This window comes from Shewanella sp. 125m-1 (assembly GCF_052977065.1).
The window spans coordinates 12,885-38,761 of the sequence record NZ_JBRILT010000025.1 but is presented as its reverse complement, the minus strand read 5'-3'; the positions used below and the strand labels follow the sequence as shown (position 1 = coordinate 38,761).

20 protein-coding genes are annotated in these 25,877 nt (G+C 44.5%); 3 read left to right on the top strand and 17 right to left on the bottom strand.

Annotated elements, in window-relative coordinates; translation table 11 throughout:
• Positions 1-174 precede the first annotated feature (174 nt).
• The 10 genes from ACVBIK_RS12315 to ACVBIK_RS12270 all read right to left on the bottom strand — a co-directional run bounded on the left by ACVBIK_RS12315 (position 175) and on the right by ACVBIK_RS12270 (position 14,309).
• On the bottom strand, positions 175-1,053 hold the full coding sequence (locus tag ACVBIK_RS12315; protein WP_447164133.1) for a helix-turn-helix domain-containing protein: 879 nt from the start codon (positions 1,051-1,053) through the stop codon (positions 175-177).
• A gap of 255 nt (positions 1,054-1,308) precedes the next feature.
• Positions 1,309-3,339: a DNA topoisomerase III gene (locus ACVBIK_RS12310; RefSeq protein WP_447169792.1), complete on the bottom strand. Its 2,031-nt coding sequence runs from the start codon at positions 3,337-3,339 to the stop codon at positions 1,309-1,311.
• A 331-nt stretch (positions 3,340-3,670) separates the two neighbouring features.
• Positions 3,671-5,185: an amidophosphoribosyltransferase gene (purF, locus tag ACVBIK_RS12305; RefSeq protein ID WP_447164131.1), complete on the bottom strand. Its 1,515-nt coding sequence runs from the start codon at positions 5,183-5,185 to the stop codon at positions 3,671-3,673.
• Positions 5,186-5,283: 98 nt separating this feature from the next.
• Complete coding sequence (locus tag ACVBIK_RS12300; RefSeq protein WP_447162044.1) at positions 5,284-5,772, bottom strand: CvpA family protein; 489 nt, start codon at positions 5,770-5,772, stop codon at positions 5,284-5,286.
• Between the two features lie 115 nt (positions 5,773-5,887).
• A complete protein-coding gene (locus ACVBIK_RS12295; protein ID WP_447169791.1) occupies positions 5,888-6,481 on the bottom strand; it encodes an SPOR domain-containing protein in 594 nt (197 codons plus the stop codon).
• Entirely contained in the window at positions 6,474-7,766 is a 1,293-nt protein-coding gene (gene folC, locus ACVBIK_RS12290) for a bifunctional tetrahydrofolate synthase/dihydrofolate synthase (protein ID WP_447169790.1), read from the bottom strand. Before folC ends, ACVBIK_RS12295 begins: the two co-directional genes overlap by 8 nt.
• A 75-nt stretch (positions 7,767-7,841) precedes the next feature.
• Positions 7,842-8,627 carry a tRNA pseudouridine(38-40) synthase TruA gene (gene truA / locus ACVBIK_RS12285; protein ID WP_447162041.1) on the bottom strand — a complete coding sequence of 262 codons (786 nt, stop codon included), beginning with the start codon at positions 8,625-8,627 and terminating at the stop codon, positions 7,842-7,844.
• Between the two features lie 164 nt (positions 8,628-8,791).
• Positions 8,792-11,980 carry a FimV/HubP family polar landmark protein gene (locus tag ACVBIK_RS12280; RefSeq protein WP_447169789.1) on the bottom strand — a complete coding sequence of 1,063 codons (3,189 nt, stop codon included), beginning with the start codon at positions 11,978-11,980 and terminating at the stop codon, positions 8,792-8,794.
• Between the two features lie 179 nt (positions 11,981-12,159).
• Positions 12,160-13,176, bottom strand: a complete 1,017-nt coding sequence (locus ACVBIK_RS12275; protein WP_447162039.1) for an aspartate-semialdehyde dehydrogenase — start codon at positions 13,174-13,176, stop codon at positions 12,160-12,162.
• A 2-nt stretch (positions 13,177-13,178) separates the two neighbouring features.
• Positions 13,179-14,309 (bottom strand): 4-phosphoerythronate dehydrogenase, encoded by a 1,131-nt coding sequence (locus tag ACVBIK_RS12270; RefSeq protein WP_447169800.1) that lies wholly within the window; start codon positions 14,307-14,309, stop codon positions 13,179-13,181.
• Between the two features lie 321 nt (positions 14,310-14,630).
• Between ACVBIK_RS12270 and ACVBIK_RS12265 the strand changes: the two genes are divergently transcribed.
• Positions 14,631-14,801 (top strand): hypothetical protein, encoded by a 171-nt coding sequence (locus ACVBIK_RS12265; RefSeq protein WP_447164127.1) that lies wholly within the window; start codon positions 14,631-14,633, stop codon positions 14,799-14,801.
• A 511-nt stretch (positions 14,802-15,312) separates the two neighbouring features.
• Here the strand turns inward: ACVBIK_RS12265 and ACVBIK_RS12260 are convergent.
• Together ACVBIK_RS12260 and ACVBIK_RS12255 are read right to left on the bottom strand one after the other, a co-directional pair.
• Positions 15,313-16,242, bottom strand: a complete 930-nt coding sequence (locus tag ACVBIK_RS12260; RefSeq protein WP_447169788.1) for an ornithine cyclodeaminase family protein — start codon at positions 16,240-16,242, stop codon at positions 15,313-15,315.
• A gap of 1 nt (position 16,243) precedes the next feature.
• On the bottom strand, positions 16,244-17,410 hold the full coding sequence (locus tag ACVBIK_RS12255) for a DSD1 family PLP-dependent enzyme (protein WP_447162036.1): 1,167 nt from the start codon (positions 17,408-17,410) through the stop codon (positions 16,244-16,246).
• Positions 17,411-17,556: 146 nt separating this feature from the next.
• Between ACVBIK_RS12255 and ACVBIK_RS12250 the strand changes: the two genes are divergently transcribed.
• Positions 17,557-18,480, top strand: a complete 924-nt coding sequence (locus ACVBIK_RS12250; RefSeq protein ID WP_447162035.1) for a LysR substrate-binding domain-containing protein — start codon at positions 17,557-17,559, stop codon at positions 18,478-18,480.
• A gap of 214 nt (positions 18,481-18,694) precedes the next feature.
• Here the strand turns inward: ACVBIK_RS12250 and fabB are convergent, their stop codons facing one another.
• Positions 18,695-19,906 (bottom strand): beta-ketoacyl-ACP synthase I, encoded by a 1,212-nt coding sequence (gene fabB, locus ACVBIK_RS12245; protein ID WP_447162034.1) that lies wholly within the window; start codon positions 19,904-19,906, stop codon positions 18,695-18,697.
• Between the two features lie 230 nt (positions 19,907-20,136).
• Between fabB and mnmC the strand changes: the two genes are divergently transcribed.
• Complete coding sequence (gene mnmC / locus ACVBIK_RS12240) at positions 20,137-22,047, top strand: FAD-dependent 5-carboxymethylaminomethyl-2-thiouridine(34) oxidoreductase MnmC (RefSeq protein WP_447169787.1); 1,911 nt, start codon at positions 20,137-20,139, stop codon at positions 22,045-22,047.
• Positions 22,048-22,276: 229 nt separating this feature from the next.
• Here the strand turns inward: mnmC and ACVBIK_RS12235 are convergent, their stop codons facing one another.
• The 4 genes from ACVBIK_RS12235 to ACVBIK_RS12220 form a co-directional block, all read right to left on the bottom strand.
• Positions 22,277-22,999 carry a DUF3313 family protein gene (locus ACVBIK_RS12235; protein ID WP_447169786.1) on the bottom strand — a complete coding sequence of 241 codons (723 nt, stop codon included), beginning with the start codon at positions 22,997-22,999 and terminating at the stop codon, positions 22,277-22,279.
• Positions 23,000-23,663: 664 nt separating this feature from the next.
• Positions 23,664-24,188 carry an RNA methyltransferase gene (locus tag ACVBIK_RS12230; protein ID WP_447162031.1) on the bottom strand — a complete coding sequence of 175 codons (525 nt, stop codon included), beginning with the start codon at positions 24,186-24,188 and terminating at the stop codon, positions 23,664-23,666.
• A 57-nt stretch (positions 24,189-24,245) separates the two neighbouring features.
• Positions 24,246-24,515 (bottom strand): YfcL family protein, encoded by a 270-nt coding sequence (locus ACVBIK_RS12225; protein ID WP_447169785.1) that lies wholly within the window; start codon positions 24,513-24,515, stop codon positions 24,246-24,248.
• Positions 24,516-24,664: 149 nt separating this feature from the next.
• Positions 24,665-25,789: an ATP-NAD kinase family protein gene (locus ACVBIK_RS12220; RefSeq protein ID WP_447162029.1), complete on the bottom strand. Its 1,125-nt coding sequence runs from the start codon at positions 25,787-25,789 to the stop codon at positions 24,665-24,667.
• Positions 25,790-25,877 lie beyond the last annotated feature (88 nt).

Genomic DNA, 25,877 nt, shown 5'->3' with positions numbered 1-25,877 from the left:
TCTCGTATGTTTTGCGTTATTCAAGTCAGTTTATTATTCGTTACTGCCATCAAAATTTTGAATCAAAATCTGTAGACCATTAAAAATAATAAAGAAGTTATTGAAACTGATTGAAACACGAACACTCTCAAGTTCGCTTACGAGAAAGTCGTAAAGCCTTCCTAAAAAATCACCTCAGCCACTCACCTTACGACGGAACTCTAACGGTGACATGGCAAATTCGCGCTGAAAAATATCGTAAAAACGGCTAACCGAGCCAAAACCTGCCTCCAGTGCAATATTAAGCACTGGGCTTTGGGTATCAATAAGTAGTGCTTGAGCGTGCTGTAGCCTAAGCTGATTAATGTATTGCTTAATCGACACTTTCATCACCCGATTAAATAACTTCATCGCATAGTTTTTATGCAAACCCGTTGAGCTTGAAACATTTTCAATTGTAATTTTTTGATCGTAGTTATCGGCAATATAACGCAACATGGTTTGAATATGGTTTAGGCCACCAAATACAGGCCTATCCTCACGTTTACTCACTTTATTGGCTAAATCATAGGTGCTGTACTGCTCGATTGACATGCGACGAATGCGGCCGCGGATCTCATTAATCACTTGGCTAGTCAACAGCGGCTCATTTCGCTTAATGTCGGTTTCCCAGATCTGTGTTAACTGCTTGTCACAAGCATATAAACTGTCAGACACAATGACCTCGCCATGCAGCAGCTGGCTAACAAAGGTGCTAGGCAGCATCCAAGTGAGAAAAGATTGCAAAGGGATATAGATGTTAACCAACTCGCCTTCTCCGCGAGAAGCGGTCATTTGGTGGGGAAATGACGCCCAAAAGATAATCATACGTCCCTCTGGGACAGTGATTTCTTGGCCATTAATTAAATAGTCAGCAGAACAATCAAACAGGTAATTAATTTCAATGTGGCCATGCCAATGGCTGTGCTCCATCACAGCAGGCTGTTTACGGTGAAAGCCAAACTGCGTATCTTGCGCCTGCACCGTTAAGGGGCTCGCCTCATTAAAAGCAATTTTTTCAACCCAATCAAACATCTGCCTAACCTCATGACCACTGTTAAAAGCCAAGCTAACCCATAGGTCTTAGTTACACAATTGAAAGTTACTAAACAAGATATCAAGCTGATGATTTAGGAATACAGTTTAAACAAATAGTTTAGAAATATGGTTTGGGAATAAGTAAGTTATAACTGGCTTTAACCTTATTCCAATCTGCTTAGCTTAGCTTTGCGCCACTCCATACTTAAGTACAATGCTTCAAAAGAGTCGACGCCCTCAATAAAGCCTCTATCACTTACTAGTAGGGGCTCTCTTACTCGTACTTGTTTTTTTAGTCGGCGTTTTTCTAACGGCAGATGATTTAGATGTAGCAGCCTTTTTTGCGCTATAACGACGTTTTTTAAAGCCGTTATCCGGCGACTGAACCCCTTGTAAAGAAGTCGGTAACTGTGAGCCCGCTTGCTCAATCAAGCCTTGTAAGGAGCTCACTAAGGGATCCATAAAACTCTGATACTTGGCTTCTTTACGGCTGATGGCATCGAGGTTATTTTCCCACAGCGCGGTCATATCAGGCGTTGTCGCGCTTTGCGGTAAGCTATTAATTAAGCCTTTGCCCACCTCGGTAGCCAAAATGGATTTACCTTGGCGGGTTAGATAATTGCGCTTAAAAAGTAGCTCTATTATGCCAGCACGCGTCGCTTCAGTGCCTAAGCCGTCGGTGTCTTTTAAGATTTTCCGGATTTCACTATCGGTGACATAGCGGCTGATCCCCGTCATTGCCCCCAGTAAAGTCGCATCGGTAAAATGCTTTGGGGCTTGGGTGTTTTTTTCTAATAACTCGCCACGCTCGCACAGCAGAACTTGGCCCTTTTTAAGCGCTGGGATATTGGCAAGATGATCGCCATCTTCAGTCTGCGATTTATCACTCGAGCTTCCGCTATCTTGTTTCTGATTGGGTGATTGCTTAAGTAACTGCTTCCAGCCTAGCGCAGCTTCCTGTTTGGCCTTCGTTTTAAATAAGCCACCGGCAATGATGATCTCAACTTGAGTCTCTTTATACAAATAAGCCGGATAAAACTGCATCAAGTACTGACGCGCAACTTGCAAATACAACTGTTTCTCAGCCTGGTTAAGGCTAGATAGATTGGCCGTTTTTTCGGTTGGCACAATCGCATGGTGGGCATCAACTTTTTTGTCGTTCCACGCCTTTGATTTGAGCTTGGCATTTGGCTCATCACAGCCAGACAATAGCTCACTCGCACCACTTAATACTGCGCGAATAACACTCGGCGCTAATCCATGTTGCTCAACAGGCAGATAGCGGCTGTCAGAGCGTGGATAGGTGATAAGCTTATGTTTTTCATATAACGACTGGCAGGTATCGAGCACTGACTTTGCGCTCATACCAAAGCGTTTAGCCGCATCAATCTGTAGCGCCGATAAACTATAAGGCAAGGGAGCATTTTGCTTCTTGTCTTGAGCTATCACCTTTTCTACCAAGGCACTTTGGCCGTTGATACGCCCGACAACGTTTTGCGCCAAACCTTTTGCCAGTACCCGTCCCTCTTCATCCATATAGGGCTGACACGCTTCACTCGGTTGCCATTTTGCACTGAATCGATCTTGGTTATCGGTCGCTAAATGCGCTAACACTTCATAAAAGGGCTTAGACACAAACTCAGCAATTTCAACATCACGGCGTACCACAAGCCCAAGTACCGGCGTTTGTACCCGTCCCACTGACAGCACACCTTGGTAACCCACTTTTCGGCCTTGGATTGTATAGGCTCGGGTCATATTCATGCCATAGAGCCAATCGGCGCGAGAACGCGCTAGCGCTGAAGTTGATAGGGGAATAAACTCACGGTTTGAACGCAATTGCCCCAGCGCTCTTGTTACCGCTTGAGGATTTAAATCGCTGATCAATAAACGCTGAGCTTGTTGTAACTTTGCACCTTTAACCCCGAGATGCGCAATAATCTCATCGACTAATAGCTGTCCTTCTCTATCAGGATCGCCCGCGTTAACTAACTGAGTCGCCTCTTTAACAAGCCCACGAAGCACAGCTATTTGACCGCGCATCTTAGCTTTAGGTTTCATCTTCCAGTTATCTGGTACGATTGGCAGGTGCTCAAATTTCCATGACTTGTATTCAGGTGAATATGCGTCTGGCTCAGCTTGCTCTAACAAGTGGCCGACGCACCAAGAGACACAATCACCATTGGCTGCGCGAATAAATCCGTCACCTTTCTTTAAAGGCTTAGGCAACACATCGGCAATGGCTCTTCCAAGGCTGGGTTTTTCGGCAATATATAAGATCATCTGCGAGACTAGGATTACTGTATAAATTAACAGTAACTGTACCTTGAAGCTGTAAGCGGTGCAAACGAAACTCTTAAAGCAGAATGTATTAATCGTTCAAAACCATTCATTTGCTCAAAGAGTGTTACACTTTTTGAGAACGGCTCTCATTAAGCGTTTTAATTTCAATTGTCATTTTAAGGGTTAACGTTGTGCTTATCCCCATCAGGAGCTGTCACACTCTCAGACATGGACATGAGCATGAGCATAGACATCGTCTATCATCGTTATCAATTAAGGCTGAAAACAAAAAAGCCGAGCGGTTGCTCGGCTTTTTTATATCGCATCTAGCTTAAGGATGACAAACGTTATGCATCTCTAAATTAGTGCCAATATCTTTACTACGATTTGCCTTAGCATCATCGTTACGCAACTGCGTGATGTAATCTAAGTATTCTTGATTTACATCGTTAGTCACATACTTACCGTCAAATACTGACGTTTCAAAACGCTTAATTGAAGGGTTTTGTTGACGTACAGCTTCAATCAAATCTGGTAATGATTGGAAGATCATCCCATCAGCACCAATCAAATTGTTGATCTCTTCAACATCACGACCGTGAGCAATCAATTCATTTGTGGTTGGCATATCGATGCCGTACACGTTAGGGAAACGAATTTCTGGTGCTGCTGAGGCGAAGTAGACCTTTTTCGCGCCGGCGTCACGTGCCATCTCGATGATCTGTTCTGAAGTGGTACCACGAACAATTGAGTCATCAACTAATAATACGTTCTTGCCTTTAAACTCGGCATTTATCGCGTTAAGTTTACGGCGCACAGACTTCTTACGCTCTTGTTGCCCAGGCATGATAAAGGTACGGCCGATATAGCGGTTCTTAACAAAACCTTGGCGGTAAGGCAGATCCATATGACGCGCGATTTCAAGTGCGATATCGCATGACGTCTCAGGAATGGGGATCACGACATCGATATCATGATCTTCCCACTCTTTGTTAATCTTCTCACCCAGCATGGTTCCCATATTGACACGGCTGCTATAAACAGAAATGTTATCAATCGTAGAGTCTGGACGAGCAAAATAAACGAATTCGAAAATACAAGGAGAGTAGCTTGGCGAGTGGGCACACTGGCGGGTATAAAGCTCACCATCAAGAGTGATGTATACCGCTTCACCCGGTGCGACATCACGCATGACCTCAAAGCCTACTGCATCTAATGCCACGCTTTCAGAGGCAACCATGTATTCAGTACCCGTTGGTGTTTCATGCTTACCTAGCACTAACGGACGAATACCAAATGGATCTCTAAATGCCACTAAACCTTGGCCAATAATCATGGCAACAACCGCATAAGCCCCACGAGTCAGCTCATGCACCTTAGTCACAGCGTTAAACACTTCCTCAGCGTTAAGATCGTCTGTAGTGGTTTGCTGCAGTTCATCGGCGAGTAAGTTAAGTAACACTTCTGAGTCTGAAGTGGTATTAACATGACGGCGCTGCTTCAATAAACGCTCATGCAGCTCAACCGTATTGGTCAAGTTACCATTGTGCGCTAATGAAATACCAAATGGAGAGTTAACATAAAACGGCTGAGCTTCAGAAGCACTCGAGCTTCCTGCCGTTGGGTAACGAACGTGACCGATGCCAGCATTACCTTGCAGGCGCTGCATATGCTTTGGTTCAAAAACGTCTTTCACCAAACCATTCGCTTTACGTAATCTAAACGCACTTCCATCGACGGTCACAATGCCAGCAGCATCCTGTCCACGATGCTGGAGCACAGTCAGTGCATCATAAATGGTTTGATTAACCGATGACTGGCCAACTATTCCGACAATACCACACATGGGTAAGCTTCCTCATTGTAAGATGTTCTATTATTTAATATTTTTGCTTTATGTGAGTATAAATACTCACATAAAGCCAAGTAATGCTTTAGTGCATTTTATATTTTGGGTACAAAGCTTGAGGTGTTTTCCACGTAGTCAAAGAACCACTGGATCACAACTCCAAATTCGGGCACGAGTGTAGAATCTTGCCACCAATCTGTGTTGGGTGCTCCGGTAAAAGCATCCATAAAAAACAGTAACGCGCTCACGATTAATGCGCCTCTTAGCGCACCAAAACATAAGCCGAGCACTCTATCTGTGCCTGACAATCCGGTTTTAGAAACCAATTGGCCAATTAGGTAGTTAACGAGAGCACCAAGGATGAGCGTTGATACGAACAGAATGGCTATCGCCACGCCATTTCGAACCATTTCATCTTGCATCTGAGTCAGATGCGTAGCGAGTTTGAGGTAAAACTGGCTGGCAATAAAAAAAGCAGCAAACCAAACGACAAGAGACATGGCCTCTTTTACAAAACCACGGACCAAACTAATCAGAGTTGATAGTCCGATAACAATAATGATGGCGTAATCAATCCAAACCATTTAAGAGGTAATCCAGCATAGGGTTTAAGACGGCGCGATTCTATCAGAGACAGAGTTATTTCTCACGCTTTCACGGCGAAATAACTTTTTCTCAAACAAAGACAATCACGATTTATTATTTCTCGACGGGGTTATAAGCAACCACTCGGCCTTTTAACTGCGTCAGCTTTTCGATATCACGCTGCATACGGTTAAGCTTATCTTTTGACACATTAGGCCCAACGAACACTTTGGTTAATTGGCCATCTATGGGTTTAGTCGGCAACGTGTAGGCGGTAAACCCTTTATCGCGAAGACGGTTAACCAGCCCTTTCACGTTAGCTGCATTGTTAAAACTGCCCAACTGAATCGTCCAAGCAGCCTTAGGCTTTGTTGTACTGTTAGACTCTAGCTTAGGCGTTGTTTTAACCTGTGCTTTTGCCTTAGCTACAACCGCTTTGACCGGTTCGTCCTCCTCAGCAATGTGCCAAGAAGCGTCGCCGGATGATCCCGTATCTTGCGCTGCTTGCTGAGTGTTCTGACCCAAATCGACCGTTTCGATATTCTGCTCCGGCAAGTGACTCTCTTGGATCTCGGGTCTAAGGGGAATTTCAGCAAACTGCTCTTCTTCGCGCTGTTTTTTACCGTCCAAAATATCGGGTAAAAATATCACCCCTAATGCCACAATCACAATGACACCCACAAGACGGTTTTGAAATTGACTAGACAAGACTTTCTCCCTTAAACAAATCTTTAAAACCTGCAACAGTGTAAAATGAGCCAAATACAATTACCACATCTTCACTCTGCAATTGCGCTCGAAGCGCATTCCAGGCCAGACTCATGTTGGTAAACGTTGAAGCTTGTACTTGTATCTGTGCAGGCAGGCAGGCTTTCAAGTTTGCAGCAGTAGCTCCCCGCGGCACAGACAGATCACACAGGAACCACTGATCAACATCTGCTGATAGTTCCTGTAACACCGAGCGCACATCCTTGTCTTTTAACATGCCACATAGCGCAATTAACCGCCCCTTGGGCATGGCAGCTAAACGTGAGCTTAAATAACGTGCCGCATGGGGGTTATGTGCGACATCAACAATCACTCGTGGTGAATCGTTGAGCTGCTCTAATCGCCCGGCCAGTTGGGTCTCTCCCACCGCTTTAGCAATAATATCAGCAGAAATCGGTGGACAAAGATGCTCAAGTACCGCAATAACCGTAGCCGCATTGGGCTGAGGTAAAAATGGCAGTGGTAACTTGGTTAAATCGAAATGCTGACCTTGATAATGCCAATCGTGGTCGCTGCATTGGTAACTGAAATCCTCATTAACCCGATACACTATGGCACCGATATGATTAGCCACTTCGATAAGAGAAGCCGGACAGTCAGGTTCACCCACGATTGCTGGGCGGTTTGCTCTGAATATACCCGCTTTTTCTGCACCCACGAGCTCTCTCGTATCACCGAGGTACTCTTGATGATCTAAATCGATTGAGGTCACTACCGCAATATCGGCATCGATGATGTTGGTGGCATCTAGTCGCCCGCCTAGCCCAACTTCTAGCAATACCACATCAAGCTTGGCAGCTTTAAACAGGTATAAACCGGCTAGAGTTGCGTACTCAAAGAAGGTTAATGAGATCTCAGCGCGGGCGGTTTCTATCGCTTCAAATGCATTAACCAGCGCAGCATCTGTCGCATCAAGGCCATTGATCCGCACGCGTTCATTATAATTAAGCAGATGAGGAGAGCTGTATACGCCCACGGTTTTTCCTGTCAACTGCAATGCAGCTTCAATCATGGCGCAGGTGGTGCCCTTGCCATTCGTGCCCGCCACAGTGACGACCTTGGTCTCACCTAAATCGGTTAAGCCCATGCGTTTGGCAACCTGCGACACACGCCCAAGGCCCATATCAATCTCGGTTGGATGAATCGCTAATAAAAAGTCTAACCAGTTACTCAACGCAGCACCTGACTTGGGTGCCACCGGCTTTAATGTGTCTTGTTCAATCACAAACTTTTATCCATTTAAAACGTATAAGGCCCAGACCTTCACCGTTAAGATTGTCCTTAACCCCATAAATAATGCTTAGTCCAACATAAATAATGGGCCAAGTGCCAACTTAGGTAATTGATAGCTTTCAGGGTAAGTGACATCGACTAAATACAGACCATTAGGTTTAGCTGTTGCCGCCGCTTTATTTCTGTCTTTAAGTGCTAACAGTTGCTCAATCCACTCCATGGGTTGATTACCTAAGCCCACCTCTAATAGCGAGCCGACAATGTTACGCACCATGTGATGCAGGAATGCATTCGCCTTGATATCAACGCAGATATACATGCCTTGACGGCTAACGTTGACCTCATGCACACAGCGAAACGGCGTGTTAGACTGACATTGCACGGCTCTAAAGCTGGTAAAATCTTGTTCGCCAAGTAGATACTGCGCCGCTTGGTGCATTTTGGCTTCATCGATATTACCAGGATAATGGCTCACACCACTGCGCAAAATACCTGGGCGAAGTTGGTGATTATAAATCATGTAACGGTAACGTCTTGCCGTTGCAGTAAAACGTGCATGAAATTCATCATCAACGACTTTTACCCAGCGCACTGCAATATTGTCAGGCAGGTTGACATTCACGCCAAGTGTCCAAGCGGTATCTTTACGCACGGCATTGGTTTCAAAGTGCACCACTTGCCCGGTGGCATGAACCCCTGCGTCAGTACGGCCAGCACATTGCACCGCTATAGGCTCATTAGCAACGATTGAAAGCGCTTTTTCTAGCCGCTCTTGAACAGTATCCACTTCGGCCTGACGTTGCCATCCGAAATATTGACTACCATCGTACTCTATACCTAGCGCAACCCGCATCCCACACCTCTATAACTCGGTTAAACTGCTATTCGACCGCCCACTGTGTTTTAGCGAACTGTTCGGATAAACGAAATCTTTTAATAGGCGGCGATTCTAACATACTCGAAGCAAACGATAAGTATAAAAAAGGCGCCAAAGGCGCCGTTTTTTATTGCGGTGGTTTACACCAACTCGTTAAGTAACCCCATGGCTTCAGCCTGTTGTCGGTCATTGCCATCAAGCTCAACTTCTTTTAGCAGTGCTCGTGCACTATCATTGTCATCGATTTCGATGTAAGCCCGGGCTAGATCTAACTTGGCATTAACCGAGTTTTCTTCATCATCGACATCAACCATAGGTGAGTTACCCATTAGAGAGTCTAACTCGCCCATGTCGACATCCAATTCTTTATAAAGATCGGTATCACCGCTATCTTCATCGGCCTCGCTTAGAAGCATATCAATATCGATAAAACCATTATCTTTTTGGAAAGTGGTTAAGTCGTGCATCGCGACGGCACTTTTTGCTGAAGACTTTTCGCCTAAATCTTTATCACCTAGCTTATTAACATCTAGTTCATTATCATCTAGCTCTTTAACGCCAAGTTCCTCAGCATCGAGCGCTGCCAATGCTTCATCAACGGTCATCTTAGAGTCGTCAAGTGAGAATGCGTCATCATCTTCAGTGAGATCAAGATTTTGATCTTGTGAATCGCCTTCGGCGGCCAAACGACTCAATAGCTCATCATCAGATAGTTGGGCGGACGCTGAAAGCGCTAGGGCTTCGTCAGCGGCATCGCTTTGATTAGCAATACTTTCCCAATCTAACGTGTTTGCCTCTGTCTTTTTGTCACCTTTAAGATCATCGAAGAAGCCGCTTTCTTTTTCGCTCTTTACTACTGCGGTTTCTAGTTCAGATACAAGATCGGATTTAATATCAGTTATAACGTCAGGCTCAACGTCAACTTCAGGCAAAGTAAACTCAAGCATATCGTCTGCTTTGTTTTCAGATACTTTCCTTTCAGATGCTTTAGTAACCGCGGTATCAGCATCTGCATCAAGGTTATCGCTATCTGACTTAAGTGCAGCCAAGCCCATCCCAACAGTGCTTTGCGCGCTTGAATTTAGTCCATCAATATCAAAACCCGTTAAGTCAAAATCTAGACTATTTGAGTCCTTTGCCGTTTTCGTCAGCTCTTCAGACTGCTCAAGTTCAACGTCAGGCGCTAATGCTAGCTCTTCATCTAAATCAAGCTTAACATTTGCAGTTTGCTCTAGCTCTGACGGCGCTTCGAGATCTGCAAGCAAGGCATTAAGTTCACTGTCAAGCTCACTTTCAGGTTTCTCTTGGTCTGCATCGTCTGTGGCGGTTAAATCTAATTCTGCAGCAATTTCAAATCCAAGCTCTAGTTCTGCCGCCATCTCATCAGAAAGTGCATCGATATCAGGGATCTCATTGCTATCCTCTTGAGCTCCATCATCGCCTTCAAGCTCTGCTAACAATGAATCTAGATCATCCTCTACCTCAGTATCAGTATTGAAAACGGGCTCAGTCTGCAGATTTGAACTATCAAAACCTGCAAGCAAAGCGTCAATGTCATCTTCTGCAGTATCTGTTGAACTAGGTTCTGTAGGTGTTTCGTCAATACCTGCCAATAATGCATCAATATCATCTTCAGCCGCAGTATCGGTCACAGTATTAGCATTAACTTCGGCATCAAAAGCAAAGTCTTCTTTCGTATCAAGTGCGTTGTCATCAACACTTTCACCAAAGCTTGCCAGTAATGCATCTAAATCATCTTCCGCGCTGTCAGCTGCAGTGCCTGTTTCACTTGCGGATTGAGATGAAGATTGGATTTCATCATTTGCGTCATCACTATTAAAACCTGCTAGCAGAGCATCTAAATCATCTTCTGCAGCCGTATCTGCGTTACTGCCTGACTCTAATTGAACCACCTCGCTATCATCATTATCAAAACCTGCTAGCAGAGCATCGAGATCATCATCGCTGCTGTTTGTTGCTGGCTGTTCAAAACTGTCTTCTGCAGGTACATCAAAGCCCGCAAGCAGTGAATCGAGATCGTCTTCATCAGATGATTTGGAATCGCTAATATCTGAAGAAGTGGTATTTAAATCATTAGTAGTTGCAGTGCTGTTGAATGCATCAAACTCATCAGTGTCTGTTAGATCTTGCTCCCCCATCGCCTCAGCCCATAAATCATCTAATGATTGGCCTTCGTCTTGGGAGTCTTCAACGATAATATCTTGCTCTTCGGCAAGTGCCGCCTGCACGGTAGTCGCGGCCACGGCCCCTGTTAATGGGTCGATATTAGACGCATCATCTGTATCGAGATGAACAGCTAAACCTTCGGCATCATCAGACTTATCTTCTAAAATCGCCCCTTCTGGTGCTGCACTTATAGGCTTTTCAGCAGCGTTTGCATCTTGGTTCTGTTGCTCTTCAGCGTTAGCGTCATTTCTGCGTCTAATAAACAACCAAAATAGCACCACAACAAGCAATGCCGGTAAAACGCCACCTAACACCAATAACAGAGGATTATCCATTATGGTTCGCCATAGATCTGACGCTGGCTCTTGCTTTGGCACACTAAATGCTGCGAGTTGTTTCTGTTTAAGTTGTACTTCTTGATTTAGCGCTTCATTTTCAGATTTGGAGTCTTGCAGCGCTTGTTTTAATAAAGCGTTTTCTTCTTTAAGCTGATTTATTTCATCTTGAAATGCTGCCGTATCAGACGAACCAACAACAATCTCATCGCTCGCTCGTGCTAACTCATCGGTTAGTTCTAGATTTTTAGCTTGAATCGCTTCCATCTGCCTAGTTAAGGCTTCAACCTCGGCCGATAAATCTGCAATTAATGGATTAGGCTTCACAGAAACCGGTGTTTTAGCGACCACGCTCGGTTGAGGGCTTTCTATCTTTGCAGCCACCGTTTTTGGCGCAATGCTAGGTTTAGCCCCTGATGGTGACCACTTTCGATCGTTACGTTCGGCGCGAGCCTTAGCATCTGCTTGAGAGGTTTGCTGTATCACAGCTTTATTTGGCACCAGCAAAATCATGCCGCGCTCTAAACTGTTATAGTTTTTGCTAGAAAAAGCATGAGGGTTGGCGTCATATAACGCTGACATAACCTGGTAAACAGTAACGCTATTGTCTGGCTTAACCGCCTGAGCGATACTCCAAAAAGTATCTTGCGAGGTTGTTGGACCATATTGACGAATGCTTTGCTTTACTTGGCCATCTGGCCCTGTAATTTTTAATGGCTCAGCAGCAACTGAATTAATCGAAGGGGCTGCAATAGCCACTATCCCCGTGGCTATTAAGCCGACAAGATGCGAAGTGCGAAAGTTCATCAATCCTTCCCTTTAAAGCACGCTGGTGTCACCACCCTGGTGACGAGCTTTAGGCAATTGTATTTATTAAGATTACTATAAACTAGAATCCGCTGCCCTGCTACTGTTCACATCTTTAAAACATAAAAAGCCCGCATTGTGCGGGCTTTTTATTCAGCAAAGCATCGTTAATCTAAAAATTAATAATAATCTCTAATCAATACTTCAGCGATTTGAACACTGTTAAGTGCCGCACCTTTACGGATGTTATCTGATACAACCCAAAGGTTTATACCGTTTTCATGAGAGATATCTTTTCTCACTCGGCCAACATAAACAGGATCGGTTCCAGCACCTTCGGTGATGGCTGTTGGATACTCATCATCGGTATCAAATAGTTCAACACCTTCTGCACCACGTAATACCGATTTAACATCTTCGGCGTCAGCAGGTTGTAGTGTTTCTAAATGAATCGCTTCAGAGTGACCGTAAAATACCGGAACGCGAACAGCCGTTGGGTTTACAACGATGTTGTCATCACCAAATATCTTTTGCGTTTCCCACACCATTTTCATCTCTTCTTTGGTGTAGCCGTTGTCCATAAACTTATCAATTTGTGGCAATACGTTAAACGCAATTTGCTTCGAGTAAGTCTTTGGCTCAACCGGTAAACCTTGTAGCAGCTTCGCGCACTGACCTGCCAACTCTTCAATAGCTTGCTTGCCTGAACCCGACACAGACTGATAGGTCGCCACGTTAATACGTGAAATACCGAATGCATCATAGATAGGTTTTAGTGCAACCAACATCTGAATCGTTGAACAGTTCGGGTTGGCGATGATGTTACGATTTCTAAAGTCTGCAATCGCTTCAGGGTTTACTTCTGGGATCACCAATGGCACGTCGATGTCATATCTGAAGTGAGAGGTGTTATCAATAACAACACAGCCGTTTTCAGCAGCGATAGGCGCCCACTTAGCTGAAACGTCACCACCTGCAGAAAAGAAACCAATCTGAGCCTGTGACCAGTCAAAGGTGTCAACGTCTAAAATTTCGACCTGTTTACCGTGGAAGCTGACCGTATTACCGGCGCTGCGACTGCTGGCTAATGGAAATAAATTAGCAACCGGAAAGTTACGCTCTTCTAGGATCTCAATCATTGTTTGACCCACTGCGCCCGATGCACCTAATACGACAACATTAAATTCCTGCGACATAATTACAGCTCGACTCCTGAAAACCCTAAATTGGATAACCAATTTACATTAGTTTGCCCCGTATTGCCTACCTTTAATGCACTAAATTCACGGCGATGGGTGTGATTTTTTCTCATATGATCGAACCCTTGCTGATTTAAAAACTGTTTTCTAAATAATTGGTCATCATCGCGCAAATCGTATACAAATCTCGCAAGCTGTAATAAGGCTCTTTCATCATCAATTCGCTGCACAATAACCTGCTCACTCCAAAGCGGCGGTAATAATGATTCCATCTGCTTATCAGCGCTAATTTGCAGCACCTGGGCTAACTTTTGATACAGCATAAAAGTGCCGCGCGCTTTACCCTCTAAGGAATAACCCGCAATATGCGGCGTACAAAATTCAACATAGGGCACCAGCTCAGGCATAGGGTTAGGCTCCCCTTCCCATACATCGAGCACCACTTTTACGTCATCACGTTGTTGCTTGAACTTGATTAAAGCACGATTATCGTTCACTTCACCGCGGCAACAGTTAATCAGCCAGGTATTTTCACGCAAGCTATTTAAGCGTGCCGCGTCGAACAAGTACCAGGTCTTGTGCTCGCCATTTTGAGTAATCGGTACATGCAAGCTAATCACATCACACTTTTCAATGAGTGTATCTAAGGTCACAAAATCACGGGGATCACCGCTTTGCTCTAGCAATGGGTCATTAAGTAACACTTCTATCCCATAAGCATTAAGACATTTCGCTACCGCGGTTCCAGTATTACCGGCGCCGACAATACCCACCACTTTACCTTTTAGTGGGCTATTAAAGCGCTGCGCCAACTCAAGCATGGCGATAAAGGCGAACTCCCCTACTGCTGTTGCATTACAGCCCGGTGCATTAGAAAAAGGAATGTTGCGACTGGCAAGGTAATCCAAATCGATATGATCTGTGCCTATGGTGGCGCTACCAACAAATTTAAGTTGGTTATTCTGAGCTAACAATGCTTGGTTAACCTTAGTCACTGAACGGACAAGTAACACATCGGCATCGTTAACTTGCTCAGGCGTTAGCTCCCTGCCGTTTACGGTTTCAATCGTGCCCAAATCACCAAATAACTGCTGAACATAAGGCATATTTTCATCGGCAAGGATCTTCATCGTGGTTCCTAAAAGTGTGCAGAATGTGTATGGGCTGTATTCTAACAAGATGGCAGATCCAATAGAAACAACGGATTGAAAATATGGCCATTTAACCAACTCAAGATAACGAACAGGCAAACTCTTAAGTACAATATTTTTCATATTGACTACGTACCTAATGAGTTGTTCAGCAAAGCTGACAAATGCTAGGTTAATCAATGGCAAAAATATTAAATTACTAACTAGTTTTTAAGCGAAAACGTTACTAGTGAAATTAGTGGCGTGCACGCTAAGTCATTGGTTAGATAACGACTGATTAGATAACTAAGGAATAATTGAATGATTAATGGATTAAGAAACCGGTGGAGTGATGTTGCCGAAAAAGAGAAAACAGGGCTCATGACATTAGCGGTGTTCTTTATTGGAGTATTAGTTTTAGCCGCCGGAATTAAAATTAGCTCAGCTATTGGGACGTTGATTTTGCAGCATGATGAGGTTCCCCCTCATTAAATTATCCATCGCCTTCTAACAAGCGCCGCGAATTATTACGCTATATGGGAACAGGGCAACAACGTGCTAATACGCCCCACCTTTGTCGAGTGTTAAAGGTACATGTAAGTACCAGTTTTTTTTTCAGAAAGGTATCCTCAATGAGAACCAGTTTATTATCAACGCCTAGCAGATATTATTGGGCATCCCTCCTCATGTTTTTAGGTTTGATTTATAACGTGATAGAACAGGATCTGTTTGGTTCTGCAGTCTTTTTACTCTTATCAGTCATATTTTTATCTAAAGGCTTAGTCAAAAGTAAAGCATCATCAAATAATGCAGTTTAAGTAACCCCATACCCCGTCACTTTTGACTATCGAGTGTTGCTTGGAGCTGTTGTAAAGAGCATATTAGCAATTTGAACTTCAACATTTATAGCCAATAAAAAAACCAGCAGTTCTGGGCTGCTGGTTCTTTGCGCATTTATCACAGTTTATGTTTTACTAGCTTCTAGTACTTAACTAAACCCTAGTTAATTACTTAGCTCTTCATTCAGTTCTAGCAGTTTAGCAGCAACAAATAAGTCTTGAATAGCGATGCCTGAACTATCAAAAATAGTAATTTCATCATGATTAGAGCGCCCTACGGATTTGCATGTTATGACGTGACCTATCTCTGTCACTGGTACATTTTCTGCGTGCTGAAATTCACCAATCACCTGCGACTGCGCTCGGTAGTCACAAAATAACCTTGCGTCTTGATAAAGCTCCACTGGTAACTCCTGCTTGCCGACTTTATCAGCCCCCATGGCTGAAATATGAGTGCCCGTTTTAACCCAGCGAGCCTTAAATAACGGCGCAGTGGCTGTGGTTGCGGTTACGATAATATCTGCATGTTCACAGGCATATTGAGCGCTTGCCACTTCGCAATCAGCTTGTAAGCCACTGTCTATCAGTCGTTTAACGAACTGTTCACAACGATGTTTATCACGGCCAACCACTAACACCTTTGTGATATCACGTACTTCTGCGATGGCTAATACTTCGTATTCAGCTTGATGCCCAGTACCAAAGACAGTCAACACGCTAGCATCTTCTCTTGCTAGGTAATTCACAGCAACTGCATCGGCCGCCGCGGTGCGGTAGGCATTAACTTGTGTTGCTGCAACCACAGCAACAAGTTCACCGGTTTCAGCGCTTAACAGAAATACATTGGTGCCATGGCACGGCATACTCTTAACTTGATTACCTGGCCAGTAACTACCAGTTTTCCAGCCCACCAGCGATTTTGTAGAAGCTGATTTTAATGAAAACATTGAGTCCGTTTGTGGGCCTGATGCGTTAACCACTGGAAACAGTGTTGCTTCATCTGTAGTCGCTGCGATAAACGCTTCTTTTACAGCAGAATAAGCCAGTTGATGGGTGACCAATTTTGCGGTTTGCGCTTCATTTAAATATTGCATGTTACCAGCCTTGAATTCGGTTCCAGATTTCGTATGTATCGCTCCGCGTATCAAACACATAGTAGTGCTGATGCATAGATGCTGTGGCGCAGGCATGATTAGGTAAGATATGTAATCGGCAGCCGACGGGGAAATCTTCAAGCTTAATGAGGTCATTACCTACTGTGCCAATGATGCCGTGTTCTTGATTAACAGAGATAACCTGCAGACCTTCAAGCAATGTACCATTGACTTCACAGACCAAGCCATATCCACAATCTTTGGGTTGACCCGCTGTACCACGATCAGCTGACAGTGCCATCCAGCCTGCATCAATGAACAACCAGCCCTTTTCTTTGTTATGGCCAATAACCGTTGTTACCACGCTAGCTGCAATATCGTTTAATTTACAAACCCCGATCCCAGCCATGACTAAATCGAAGAAACCATAAACGCCAGCTCTCACTTCGGTGATCCCGGTTAGGTCTTGATAGCTGTGAGCGGTAGGCGTTGAACCAATACTAACGATATCGCATGGAATTGCTGCGGCGCGAAGGTTATTGGCCGCTTTTAGCGTCATGTTAACTTCGTTGCTGGCAGCTTCTGCTAGAGACTTTTCATCGAAGCAAAGATAGGACTCCCCCGCATGAGCTAACACACCGTGAAAGCTTGCAGCTCCTTGATGGAGCAGGTTGGCGATTTCAATTAACGTAGGATCATCTGGGTGAATGCCACCTCTATGTCCATCACAGTCAACTTCGATTAATGCTGGAATGACACACGAATGCTGCTCACAATAGCGATTAACAAACTTCGCTTGTTCTATTGTGTCGAGTAGCACTCTTACCTCGGTCCCTCTAGCAATAAGGTGAGCGATCCTTGGTAATTTTGCCTCAGATATACCGACGGCATAAACAATATTGGTATAGCCCTCAGCTGCCAGTGCCTCAGCTTCCTTTACCGTTGATACAGTAATGGCTGAACTGTTTTGCGGCAATAAGTCATTAACCGCTTCAAGTGCTCTAACGGTTTTAAAGTGCGGCCGTAATTCAGCCCCCAAACCTTCAGTCTTATCGCGTAATCGCGCTAAGTTTTTAAGCACGACCTGTTTATCAACCAGCATGAATGGCGTATCGAGAGTCTGATACTTGATCAATAATTGTGGATTTAGAATTTCATTACGTAACATGCTAATTTTCCTAATCTATCAAATAATTCATTTGTGGATATGATGCACGTGAGCGCCATCAAACCAGCAAGTAGAACAAGAGTATCCAAGAAGTACGTTTTGTTTTACATTAATACTTATTAAGATATAGATTAGGTTCAAACCAAATGATCACCACTGAAGATCTCAGGTTCATTACAGCAATTGCTAGTCACAGAACGCTAGCAGATGCCGCGCGAGCCTTAAATATCACCCCACCTTCGGTGACCCTACGACTGCAACATATTGAAAAAAAACTGTCGATTAAACTTATTCAGCGGCCGTCTCGAATCGTGAGCCTTACCGAAGAAGGGCAACTTTTACTGGATAAAGGCCTGAAAATTCTACGCGGACTCGATGAGTTACAAGAGCAGCTCGATGAACTAAAGGAACATGTGTGCGGCAAGCTCAAGGTGTTAGCCCCACTAGGGTTTGGTAATGACTATATCGCCCCATTGCTTGGGGAGTATAAAGTTAAACACCCTCAATTAGATATCGAGCTTGAGTTGTCCGATAACCCGAATTGGTCGAGTCACCATAAATGGGACGTCATCATCTATATAGGTGCGCTCAATGATTCTTCATTAAAAATGATTACACTAGCAACTAATCAGAGGTTTATCTGCGCCGCTCCAACATACCTCCAGCAAATGGGCACACCGAAGGTCCCTCAAGAACTACTCAATCATAGGAGCATCGCTCTAAGGGAGAATAACGAAGATGTCACCTTGTGGCCCTTCACCAAACTTGCCGACGGCAAACATGATAATGCCAAAGTTGAAATGATTAGGATCACCCCAACACTTGCAAGCAACGAGGGGCGTGTCATTAAAGATTGGGCTATTGCAGGACTTGGCATCATTATGCGTTCTGAATGGGATGTGCAGCCGCAGATAAACAGCGGTGAACTGGTGCGCATATTGCCGGAATATTCATTACCCAACGCGAATATTGTTGCACTATTAAGTAGCCCAGAAAAGGAGCGTTCTGCACGCATATCAGGATTTATTCAACTATTAAAACAGAGGCTTAACCCGCCCCCCTGGAAGTAATCATCCCCGATGCTGGACTGAGTTCAAAGTTTGAATAACGTTTGTATAGAGCAGTGAAAGGCTGATTGACGATTAAAGTGAGCTTACGCTCGCACTGATTGAGTCATTGTCAGTGCTGATTGTGAGCATTAGTTGCATAGCAGAAAACAAAAAAGGAAGTCTAGATACTATCTAGGCTTCCTTTTTCAATCTTTGAATAATGTGTCAGTATTGTTTATTTGTACTTACGCATTACCAAGGTTGCGTTTGTACCACCAAAACCAAAGCTATTGCTCATCACGGTATTGAGCTCTTTCTTAGTCATTTCGGTCACAATTGGCATGCCTGCAGCTTTTTCATCGACATTATCGATGTTGATGCTTGGCGCGATGAAACTGCTTTCCATCATGATCAAGCTGTAAATCGCTTCGTGCGCACCTGCAGCGCCTAGTGCATGACCAGTCAGAGACTTAGTCGATGCGATGGCTGGCAAGTTATCACCAAAGGTTTCACGTAGTGCTTCAAGCTCACGCATATCACCCACTGGTGTTGATGTGCCATGAGTGTTGATGTAATCGATTGGCGTATCTACATCGGCAAGCGCCATCTGCATACAACGAACCGCACCTTCACCTGATGGCGCAACCATGTCATAGCCGTCTGATGACGCGCCATAACCGATGATTTCAGCGTAGATTTTAGCGCCACGAGCCAATGCGTGCTCTAGCTCTTCAACAACGACGATACCGCCGCCACCAGAGATAACAAAACCATCACGGTCTGCATCATAGGTACGAGATGCTTTCGTTGGCTCATCGTTATATTTAGTTGATAGTGCGCCCATAGCATCAAAACCCATGGTTAGCGTCCAATCGACTTCTTCAGCACCACCAGCAAACACCATATCTTGCTTACCCATTTGGATAAGTTCAGCCGCGTGGCCGATACAGTGTGCACTCGTTGCACAAGCAGAACTGATTGAGTAGTTCATGCCTTTAATCTTAAATGGCGTTGCCAAACATGCGCTGGCAGTGCTCGACATGATACGCGGCACAATATACGGGCCAACGCGCTTAACGCCTTTTTCACGTAACGTGTCTGCTGCTTGAACCTGGTTTGCTGAAGATGCGCCGCCCGTGCCTACGATAATACCGACACGTGGGTCTGAATACTGCTCTTCAACTAAACCAGCATCTTTAATCGCTTCTTGCATTGCGATGTGTGCATAGGCTGCTGCATTACCCATAAAGCGAAGTGCTTTACGGTCAATATGTTCTGATGGGTCAATCTTAATGTCGCCCCAAACATGACTACGCAGCTTCATTTCTTCAAACTGATCTGAGTGGGTAATACCACTACGACCCGCTTTTAATGATTCAGTGACTTCTTGCTTGTTGTTACCGATACTTGAGACAACGCCAAGTCCGGTGATCACGACTCTTTTCATTATTAACTTTCCATTTTGTACATCTAGTACCAATTTTGCTGCACCAATGGTATCGCTTTTCATCCATTTAAGTGGTCAGCTTTCCATAAAGAACACAAAAATAATGCTCATTATGAGACCTTACGTATAATCTTTGCCAAAATATGCCCATAAGAATGTACAATTTCAGCAAGTAAAACCGATTATAAAGCATATTTATGAGTGCTTAATTTAACATTAAAGACGTAACCATGACAGTAAGTAAAATTCTTCAGCAAATTATTGATAGTAAAAATACTCAGCAAATAGTGATTGCGCAGTTAGGTTTAGGCTCTCTAGTAAACCTTAAGCAGCTCATCATTGAGCAGTCTCAACTTATAACCAAGCGCAGAGTCACGCTGAAAATTTTTAGTCATATTGACTCAAACTTACACGCTTTTATCTCTAAACTCGGATTAGCAGAACAGCTTAGCTCAAACCCAACCCTGCGCGTAAGTTTAGTGGCTATAGAAGGCTGCCAGCGAATGATTGTCAATGATGGCAAGCTGTATATTGATTTTCACTTTGGAAGTTACACTCAACAATTACAACAGTTGCCGAGTGCCAGTACGGGGGTGATTGATGGCTGGTACATGGCAGGCAATGTAGCGCTAGAGCAATTGGATGTGGCACTTTTCTGGCAGATGGCAAAATTAACCCATAATGACAGCCTATTTTGCCTCGATAACTCATTTGCGCCAGCAGCTCAGCAGCAGATCCAAACCCTTGCAGAGCAAGTCGGTTTATATAGTGAGTTGCCACTAAGCTATGATGACATTACTTTTCAAGAACGCGCTGCGATGCGCTCACAGAGCCGACAATTACAAGCCCCCTATCCAGCCTGTTCAGCCGCTTTAATGACTCAAGAAAACGATAATGGTATCGCCATTATTGGCGGCGGCGTAGCCAGTGCAAGCTTGGCATTATCGCTTGCTGAGCGAGGCCAGCAAATTTCTCTGTTTTGTGAGGACTCGGCACTCGCTCAAGCCGCCTCTGGTAACAAGCAAGGTGCGCTATATCCCTTACTGACGCCAGATAACAACAACTTAAGCCAATATTTTCAGCAAGCTTACCTGTTTAGCTTACAGAGGCTGAAAACACTCGCCGCCAAAGAACACAAAATCGATTTTGACCTGTGCGGCGTGGTGCATACCGGTCATGATGAGCGAAGCCGTAAGCGTGTGGCTAAAATTATTGACAGTCATAATTGGGACGAGCAGATAGCAAAGAGCATTACCGCTGAGCAAGCATCTGCAATCGCAGGCGTAAAGATTGATGATGGCGGGATCTTCTACCCACAAGGTGGCTGGGTGTCGCCGCAAGATTTTACTCAAGCCGCCTTTAACCAAGCGCAAAAGATTGCCAATGCGTCACTGCAGCTTAACACCCAGATCACCGACATTCATTTTAAAGACGAGGCTTGGTACCTTAGAAGCGACAAACACCTCTTTGGCCCATTTAGCGCGCTAGTCATTGCAAATGGCAAATCGCTGACACGGTTTCCTCAAACCCAACATTTACAAGCAACTGGCTTTAGGGGACAGGTGAGCCACGCGCCCTCTCGCACTAAGCTGTCAAAGCTCAGCGCAGTACTTTGCGCCCACGGCTATATGACACCAAGTAACAATTCTTTGCATTGCTTAGGCGCCAGTTACGTTAAAAATGCGCAGCATTTAAGTTATTGTCCGACTGAACAGATTGAAAACTTACAAAAAATCCAGCATAGCTATATCGGCCAAGATTGGGTTGATGATATAGATATATCAGCCCATAGCGCCCGTGTTGGTGTCCGTATGGTGACTCGAGATCATGCCCCTATGATGGGACCTGTTCCAGATTTAGATGCTATCTTAGCGCTATATCAACAGCATCAACTTTCGCCAGAAAGCCGCAAGTTTTGGCAAACTCATCCAGCGCCAATTCATAAAAACCTATATGTTCTCGGTGGCCTAGGCTCACGCGGGTTAAGTTCAGGCCCCTTAGCTGCCGAGGCACTAGCGGCACAAATTTGTAATGAGCCGATGCCGCTTAGTTTGGATTTTGTGTCACTGTTAAATCCAAATCGCATGTGGATGAGAAAACTACTTAAGGGTAAAGCATTAGACATCGGCGGTGATAGTTAACACTAAGCCACTAAGAGCAGTAGTTTGACCCATAGTCCATAGTGATTTCACAATGCTTGATTTCTTCAGATGTGATCATCAAAGTATCAACCTAAAGCTGGTAACTAAAGCAGATAACTAGAGCTGGTAACTAAAAGCTGACGGCATAAATGCCGGCCTACAAATAAAGCATCTAAGCGGCTACCTAAAGGTAATGGCTTAGATGCTTCCACTATGCCGAAAAGTCGGATTATTCAGCACCCGCTTCGAATAAGGCATTCTTAAAATCATTCACCCAACGGCGGTAAACGGTTTTGACATCCCCCCAGTTAAACACTTTCGTATTTTGACTCCACTGATTAAACCCCTCACCTCTATCAGCAGCCTTAGCAAGCACCTCACCGGTTTCACCATCTTTAATCACTGCCAATAACATCATAGAGCCTGAGTTTTCAGTATAGGTTCTTCCCATTGAATTAAAGCTTCGGCGACTTGACTCTATGGGTGCACTCAAACGAATATCGGTTACAGCGGCTTGGATCACTAAGGTGTTTGGACCTTTAATATTTACCAGCTCAAATGGTTGCTCATTATTAAAGACTTCTTTAACCGTGATCTGAAATTGCTCTGACATTTTATCGAGCGCCTCTAGCGGCAGCTCATAGGTCGCATTTAAGCCCTCGGCTCTTTTATCAATTCTTGGTGGCTTGTAATCAGCAGGATGATCATTGGTGACTTGAACGGGTTCAAAATAAAGTTTGGTATATTTACCCCAATTAACATCTGGTCGAACATAAGAGAGAGCCAACCTTGAATGATCGACTCTTACAAGTCCCTCTTTAGTCCTTTCTGCATCTGAGCCCTGTTGAAGCGTTGCGGGCTCTGAGCTACAGGCTACTCCCCCGAGCAAACACACAAAAAGAGTCGCGTTTAAAATTAGGTTTCGCTTGGTTAGTATTTTCTTTGTAGCCATTTTACATTCATCCCTTAATGTTATCCCCATTTGATTAAGCAGCTATTGTGCCTATCAGTATAAAAGCGATTTGCTCGCTCATAGAACATGGTTAAAAACCTTAAAGGAGTCAATAAATCAAGCAAGACATTTACCTATTTCGTCCCAATGAAAAAGGCATTGCATGTAATACCAATCAGTATAAAGATTTGGTCGCTCAGCGAGAGTATAGCGGCACTGAGACAAGGTCATTAAATGCTCCTTGATAACTGCTCCTGCGTTACTCTACCTCCTATATCCATATAGTCGTGCATTAATGACATTCACCACATCTGACCTTCAGGGATGGAGGAAATCTCTTGTGTATGTCGGGAACATATAAGACCATGTGGTTTGCAACGAGTGAAGCGCATAGTTGAACTAGGTTAAGCTCCCTCTTGTTCCATAAGAGTCACAGTATCAGAGCCGCTAAAACTCACCATTCTGGTGCGTTTTTGGCTGCCTACTTCTGCGTTGAACAACTTCACAAGGGAACAACCATTCTTTCAGTTATTCGCCTTGAATTAGTTTGCCAAAAACGTTCTGAGTAGATCAACGTCTTATACTGATTGGTATAAGTTGCCAGAGGCTAAAAACAATAAAGCCACTATAAAAGTGGCTTCAAAGTATAAAAGAGCAACAAAAGTTAACGTTTTACCCTAACTCGATTGTTAGTATCGCGGCTACTTCTGATCAGCTCATCACTGGCAATTGATGAAGACTTTGACAAGCGGTCATAAAGCAGAACGTTTACTGATGCCGCTAAATTCATGCAACCTACCGTCGGTACGTAAACCACAGCATCAGCGTTGTTGATGACTTGCTGACTAATGGTGCCATCTTCAGGGCCAAAAATGTAAATCGCTTTCTCTGGATGCTCAAACTCAGGTAATGGAATAGCACCTTCGACCAGATCGACACACACCACTTTTACATCGGATTCAATTGCATCCAGTAAGGATTCAACTTTGCTCAGTGGAATTGAGCTGCTTGCACGCTTAGTGTCGGTATTGTATTGAGCACTACCATTACTGGCTGCTAGCTCATAGCGCTTACCAGTATAAAAAACCGCATCGGCACTGTAACACCCAACCGCACGCATAATGCCACCGACATTGGTCGGGCTTTTGGGGTTCACAAGGCCAATTGCAACGAAACTAATCTTACTCATAAAAGCGTAAACTCTATCACTCTAAATATTCACCGTGTAAAACCCAAGGCTAAAGGGTTATGCTGCCAACTTTGCACTCAGCTGAGTCCAAGCATCGCTCACTAATGCATAATCATTGTCATCTAGCTCTTCTCTTGCCAGAGCCAGACAGTCAGACATTTTCACTTCAAGTACGTCCATTCCCTGCTCACTCTCTGCTTCTAGCTGAGACAACACAACAGCAAAATGACCTTGTAAATAGCCACTTGCAAATAACGCATCATCATCACCTTCGGCAACAATGCTTTCAATCCAGTCTTGTAATGTTTGCTCGTACTTCTCGATCATCGAGGGCTCCACATTTTTTATTGTAGACTAGCTGTCGACACTTTCGGCATCTAGTCAAAACGTTCATTTAAAATTTACAGCAGTCGCTGCACATCAGTTGCCAAATATCATTTAATCGATGCGATAACGGCCAAACTGATGGGTATTGTTTATTCAGCTAAATCAGGGTTTGCGACCTGATACATCACGTAATCGTGATAACCAGTAATCACTTTATAATACCCCGTAAGCGCTTTATCTAATTCAGGGTCGCCACTATCCACAATTAATGGCCTGCCTTCAAGTGCTTTTAGCTTAGTTTTTGTCGCTAGGATAATAATATTGTCTTTTCCTACACGCCGGATAAGCTCTGGGCTGAGTTGCTGATTCCCCCGCCCCAAGATATGCCCTTGGCCACCAATGAGTGTAATAAAGAGTTTAATCGCTTTATTTTCAGTGAGCAGTAGAAGCTCTGAGGCAGACTGATCGCTAGCAACTACGTCCTGCTGTTGAATAACATCGACCCCTAGCAGAGTGTTATCAAGCCCTAACTCGCTCATTACTGCGGCAACTGTGCTACCCGAGCCCATGATGCAAAGATTATCTTCCATCTGCTCAATCGCTTCGGCTGCAATGTCGGCAAGCACCAGCTCATCGGTCTCTTTGCCGCCCATTTTAACCGCTTGCACATACCTAGGTTCTGCCGGCACTAGCATTTCGCCATATCGGCGCGCACGCACCACGCCCGTTCTAAACGCGGCTTCATCGATATCCATAACATCGGCGCTCATCAAGCTGACTAAGTCTCCCTCTAGTAACATTTTCACGACAATGCCTGACGCATGTGGAGTTATGCCGTATACGCCTGAATGGATTTTAACACCTGCGGGTACACCTAGAACGGGAATGTTGTCGTCGGCAATGGCGTACACATCTCGCGCCGTACCATCACCACCGGCAAAGAGCAGTAAGTCTAAGTTTTCAGCTAACAACTCACTGACTACTCTTTGTGTATCTTGAGCCTGTGTCTCGCTCGGCGCTTGGTAAACCACCCGTGTAGTAAAACCCATCTCTTTTGCAAGCTTCTCTCCCATATCGCCTGAAGCGGTTATGACCTCAATACGTGCTTTATAGGGTTCGATAACAGCTAGGGCTTGCTGCATTCTCAGGTGAGCCTTAGGTACCGCGCCTTTAGCTATCGCCTCTGAAGCCACACCATCACTCCCTTTTAGGGCAACACTGCCGCCAAGGCCTGCAAGTGGATTAATAATTAACCCGAGACGAAACTTCCTCACTATTGATACTCCATTTTTAATGCTGACTCTAAACGGCCAATACGAACAGCTTGTGTTGGCTGTAAACACGACGGTAATTTTTACTGTA

Bases quoted from the DNA above. Each gene is read 5' to 3' on its own strand.
- ACVBIK_RS12315 (WP_447164133.1), bottom strand. From the start codon at position 1,053: ATGTTTGATTGGGTTGAAAAAATTGCTTTTAATGAGGCGAGCCCCTTA.
- ACVBIK_RS12310 (WP_447169792.1), bottom strand. From the start codon at position 3,339: ATGATCTTATATATTGCCGAAAAACCCAGCCTTGGAAGAGCCATTGCC.
- purF (WP_447164131.1), bottom strand. From the start codon at position 5,185: ATGTGTGGTATTGTCGGAATAGTTGGCCAGTCATCGGTTAATCAAACC.
- ACVBIK_RS12300 (WP_447162044.1), bottom strand. From the start codon at position 5,772: ATGGTTTGGATTGATTACGCCATCATTATTGTTATCGGACTATCAACT.
- truA (WP_447162041.1), bottom strand. From the start codon at position 8,627: ATGCGGGTTGCGCTAGGTATAGAGTACGATGGTAGTCAATATTTCGGA.
- ACVBIK_RS12280 (WP_447169789.1), bottom strand. From the start codon at position 11,980: ATGAACTTTCGCACTTCGCATCTTGTCGGCTTAATAGCCACGGGGATA.
- ACVBIK_RS12275 (WP_447162039.1), bottom strand. From the start codon at position 13,176: ATGTCGCAGGAATTTAATGTTGTCGTATTAGGTGCATCGGGCGCAGTG.
- ACVBIK_RS12270 (WP_447169800.1), bottom strand. From the start codon at position 14,309: ATGAAGATCCTTGCCGATGAAAATATGCCTTATGTTCAGCAGTTATTT.
- ACVBIK_RS12265 (WP_447164127.1), top strand. From the start codon at position 14,631: ATGATTAATGGATTAAGAAACCGGTGGAGTGATGTTGCCGAAAAAGAG.
- ACVBIK_RS12260 (WP_447169788.1), bottom strand. From the start codon at position 16,242: ATGCAATATTTAAATGAAGCGCAAACCGCAAAATTGGTCACCCATCAA.
- ACVBIK_RS12255 (WP_447162036.1), bottom strand. From the start codon at position 17,410: ATGTTACGTAATGAAATTCTAAATCCACAATTATTGATCAAGTATCAG.
- ACVBIK_RS12250 (WP_447162035.1), top strand. From the start codon at position 17,557: ATGATCACCACTGAAGATCTCAGGTTCATTACAGCAATTGCTAGTCAC.
- fabB (WP_447162034.1), bottom strand. From the start codon at position 19,906: ATGAAAAGAGTCGTGATCACCGGACTTGGCGTTGTCTCAAGTATCGGT.
- mnmC (WP_447169787.1), top strand. From the start codon at position 20,137: ATGACAGTAAGTAAAATTCTTCAGCAAATTATTGATAGTAAAAATACT.
- ACVBIK_RS12235 (WP_447169786.1), bottom strand. From the start codon at position 22,999: ATGGCTACAAAGAAAATACTAACCAAGCGAAACCTAATTTTAAACGCG.
- ACVBIK_RS12230 (WP_447162031.1), bottom strand. From the start codon at position 24,188: ATGAGTAAGATTAGTTTCGTTGCAATTGGCCTTGTGAACCCCAAAAGC.
- ACVBIK_RS12225 (WP_447169785.1), bottom strand. From the start codon at position 24,515: ATGATCGAGAAGTACGAGCAAACATTACAAGACTGGATTGAAAGCATT.